Raw genomic sequence first — 812 nt, 5'->3', positions numbered from 1 at the left:
CTTTCTCTGGCTCAGCAGGTAAAGATAAAAGGCAGGGTGGTAGATAACAGCAATAATGAGCCACTGGAGTATGTAACGGTGTATCTCAACAGCACTACCTTTGGTGCTGTTACTAATCAGTCGGGTGAGTTTAATATTTCAGCTCCTCCTGGCGAATATGAAATTGTTGTCTCTTACCTCGGTTACACCCCAATTATTCACCAGGTGAAGGCTGAAGGAGAGCTACCTCCTTTTCTCTTTAAACTCTCAGCAAGTGAGGAATTGCTGAATGAGGTAAAGGTTGAAGCCAAAAGAGACATTTCATGGTACCAAAACCTGAAAGTGTTCAAAGATTCTTTCTTAGGCACCAGTAAAAATGCTCAAAGATGTAAGCTGCTGAACCCGGAAGTGCTCATTATTGACTTTGATCCTGCTACAGGGGTGCTGAAAGTAAAAGCCAGGGACTTACTTAAAATTGAAAACCCGGAATTAGGATACCGGATAAATTATCTGTTGGCTGACTACAAGTACTCTATGTTTGAGCACTACCTTGCTTATTCAGGCTATCCTAACTTTGAGGAAATGCAAGCTGGCAGGGCTAAAATGAAAAAGTATGAACGCAAGCGGCTTAAAGCCTATAATGGGTCTGTCATGCATTTTGTCCGTTCTCTGCGGGCACAGAAGCTTGAGGAGGAAGGTTTTGTCCTTCGCCGACTGGTCCGAAAACCAAACCCAAACAGACCAGGCGAAGAGGAAATCCGTAGGGCCAGAGAAATTATACAGGCAAAGGGGAGTGACTTTATCCTAAAAGAGGACGATCCTCTTGCAATTAC

1 protein-coding gene is annotated in these 812 nt (G+C 43.7%); it reads left to right on the top strand.

The window, feature by feature from the left end:
* Positions 1-812: carboxypeptidase-like regulatory domain-containing protein (locus F752_RS24795; protein WP_017733713.1), on the top strand; the 812-nt coding region annotated here is incomplete at both ends.

Source organism: Nafulsella turpanensis ZLM-10, from assembly GCF_000346615.1.
Taxonomy (GTDB): Bacteria; Bacteroidota; Bacteroidia; order Cytophagales; family Cyclobacteriaceae; genus Nafulsella; species Nafulsella turpanensis.
This window is presented reverse-complemented; position numbering and strand designations above follow the sequence as displayed.